The sequence below is a fragment of the Halapricum sp. CBA1109 genome (genome assembly GCF_009741825.1).
Lineage (GTDB): Archaea > Halobacteriota > Halobacteria > Halobacteriales > Haloarculaceae > Halapricum.
Map to the genome: position 1 here is coordinate 1 of NZ_WPCA01000208.1, position 3286 is coordinate 3286.

Genomic DNA, 3286 nt, shown 5'->3' on the forward strand with positions numbered 1-3286 from the left:
GCGTGAGCGCCAGCGAACGCGGACGCCGTAGATTCGCCACCGCCCAAAGAGTCATACCGTTCCGACCCGTGGTAAGGTCACACATGAAAATGCGGGTCACCGGCGGCCCGGCGGAACCGTTCCTCAGCGCACGCGGACTGTTCGAGACGGAACACGACCTCTCGATGCCCGTCCACGTCGAGGTCCGGGCGGACCCCGACGAGCGGACGCGGGTCAGCCACGACGAGACACACCATCTGGTCATCTCCCGACAGGCCGCGACCAGCGCGATGGCCCGGGAGTTGGCCCTCCACGAGTTCGCGCATATGCGTCACAACGAACGGGGCCACCCCTCACACACCCAGTCCGTCGAAGAGGCACTCTTCCTCGCGCTGACGGGCCGGAGCGTCGAGCGCCGGAAAGTCGCCCACTGCTATCAGATCGCCAACCATATGAAGGACATCTACGCCGACGACCTCTGGGTCGGCCTCGCGCCGGGCGGGAAACTCGTCGGCTTCTTCGAGTCGACGCTGGCGGCCGCCGTCGCCGACCGGCCGACCGACCCCCCGGCGTGGGACGCGATTCACACGAAGCGGTCCCGGGAGCAGGAGGCGGACCCACCGGACCGCCTGACCCCCGCCGCTGACCCCGACATCACGGCCGTCAACGCCGCCTTCGCGCTGGCGCTGTGTGAGCGCCACGACCTGATCGGAACCGACCATCGGCTATACGACCTCGCACACGCGGCCGCACGCGATGCCCCCGACGTGGAGCTAGAGCGGTTCAAACAGCGCTTCGCCGCGCTCTCGGCCGACCCCGACGAGAGCGAGTACCGGAAGGCGCTGGTGGACGTGACCCGACAGTACGTCCTCGGGCCGCGGAAAGCCGCGGACTGAGACCGAAGTCGTCTTTTTGCCTCCCGCGTACCGCTCTGTATGGAGCGTCGTCGCGTCCTCGGCATCGAGGGCACCGCGTGGGCCGCCTCGGCCGCCGTCTTCGAGACCACCGACCCGACAGCACGGACCGACGACGAACGCGTCGCCATCCACACCGACGCCTACGAACCCGACAGCGGCGGCATCCACCCCCGCGAGGCCGCCGAGCATATGCACGAGGCGATTCCCGAAGTGGTGGAGCAGGCGCTGGACACCGCCGCCGGGTGGGCCGACGAACGCGGGGAAGACAGTACGGAGCCACCGGTCGATGCGGTCGCGTTCTCCCGCGGCCCGGGACTGGGCCCGTGTCTCCGCATCGTCGGCACCGCCGCCCGCGCCACCTCGCTACGGTTGGGCGTCCCCCTCGTCGGCGTCAACCACATGGTCGCCCACTTGGAGATCGGCCGCCACCGCTCGGGCTTTGCCTCGCCGGTCTGTCTCAACGCCTCGGGCGCAACGCCCACATCCTCGGCTATCGCAACGGCCGCTACCGCGTGCTTGGCGAGACGATGGACACCGGCGTCGGCAACGCCATCGACAAGTTCACGCGCCACGTCGGGTGGTCTCACCCCGGCGGCCCGAAGGTCGAGACCCACGCGAAAGACGGGGAGTTCGTCGACCTCCCGTACGTCGTCAAGGGGATGGACTTCTCGTTCTCGGGCATCATGTCCGCGGCCAAACAGGCGTACGACGACGGTACCCCAGTGGAAGACGTCTGTCGGGGCCTCGAAGAGCACGTCTTCGCGATGTTGACCGAGGTCAGCGAGCGAGCGCTGAGCCTCACCGGCAGCGGGCAGTTAGTGCTGGGCGGCGGCGTCGCCCAGAACGAGCGCTTGCGGGAGATGTTGGCGACGATGTGCGAGCAACGCGGCGCGGACTTCTACGCGCCCGAGCCCCGATTTCTCCGGGACAACGCCGGGATGATCGCCGTCCTCGGCGCGAAGATGCACGCCGCCGGCGACACGATCGACGTCGCCGACTCGGCAATCGACGCGAACTTCCGACCCGATCAGGTGCCGGTGACGTGGCGGGCGGCCGAGTCGTTCACCGCCGACGGCGACAGCGTCCGGGCGGGCGAGGCGCTCAAAGGCGCGGAGGCGACGGTCACCATCGAGGACGACACCGTGACCAAGCGACGGGAGCCACGGACCTACCGCCACCCCGAACTCGACGAGCGGTTGCGGGCGAGTCGGACCAGACTGGAGGCGCGCCTCACCAGCCACGCTCGGCGGGCCGGCGTCCCGACGCCGGTGATACGCGACATCGACGTCGAGTCGGGATCGCTGGTCTTCGAGGCAGTCGGGAGCGCGGACCTCCGGGACGCCCTGACCGAGGACCGCGTCAGGGACGTGGGGCGGCATCTCGCGGCCGTCCACGACGCCGGGTTCGTCCACGGCGACCCGACGACCCGCAACGTCCGCGTCGGGGCGCGAGACGGCGGCACCGACCGGACGTACCTCATCGACTTCGGACTGGGCTATTTCACCGACGACGCCGAGGACTACGCGATGGACCTCCACGTCTTCGACCAGTCGTTGACCGGCACCGACGACGACGCGGCCGACCTGATCGCGGCCGCCGAGGACGCCTACGCGGAGGCCGCGACCGACCCCGACCCCGTCCTCGACCGCCTCCGGGAGATAGAGGGACGGGGCCGGTACCAATCTGGCTGACAGGACAAGCGACTTAGGACCCCCACCCGTAGGGACGGATATGGCCGAGAAACCACAATCGGGCGAACTGTTCGGAATCCCCTACAACTTCGAGCGACCGAGTTTCCGGCGGATGCTGTCCGCCTACTGGCAACCCGAGGAGGGGATGCTCGTCGAGAAGCCCTTCGGCATCGGCTACACCCTCAACCTCGCTAACTGGCGGTCGTGGGTCGTCCTCGCCGTCGCCGGCCTGATGCTGTACGTCGGCAGCGACGACGGCGGGACGGCCGACGAAGAGGAGGAGGAACCGGTCGAAGTCATCGTCGACTGAATGCTCAGGTTCGTCACCGGCAACCCCGGGAAGGTCGCCGAGGCCGAGACGTACCTCGACGACCCCATCGAGCAGTTCGAGTTCGACTACACCGAGATACAGAGCCCCGACCTCCGGGAGATAGCCGCCCGCGGCGCGCGCGAGGCCTACGAGACGGTCGGGCAACCGGTGTTCGTCGAGGACTCTGGGCTGTTCGTCGACGCCTTGGAGGGCTTCCCGGGCCCGTACTCGGCGTACGCGAGGACACCATCGGTATCGAGCGCATCTGGCACCTCGCCGAACCCGAGGCCGACCGGGGCGCCGCTTTCCGGTCGGTGATCGCCTACTGCGACGGCGAGGGCTTCGACGCCACGCCGGACCCGGTCGACCGCGGGGGAGCGACGCGGCCC

2 protein-coding genes and 2 pseudogenes are annotated in these 3286 nt (G+C 69.1%); all 4 read left to right on the forward strand.

Annotated elements, in window-relative coordinates; translation table 11 throughout:
• Positions 1-83: 83 nt before the first annotated feature.
• Positions 84-875, forward strand: coding sequence for a DUF5781 family protein (locus tag GJ629_RS15120; RefSeq protein WP_157513758.1), 792 nt, complete (start codon positions 84-86; stop codon positions 873-875).
• A 39-nt stretch (positions 876-914) separates the two neighbouring features.
• Positions 915-2587: pseudogene (locus tag GJ629_RS15125) on the forward strand (bifunctional N(6)-L-threonylcarbamoyladenine synthase/serine/threonine protein kinase).
• A 40-nt stretch (positions 2588-2627) separates the two neighbouring features.
• Positions 2628-2897, forward strand: a complete 270-nt coding sequence (locus GJ629_RS15130) for a DUF5808 domain-containing protein (protein WP_157513759.1) — start codon at positions 2628-2630, stop codon at positions 2895-2897.
• Positions 2898-3286: pseudogene (locus tag GJ629_RS15135) on the forward strand (non-canonical purine NTP pyrophosphatase); the annotation flags it as partial.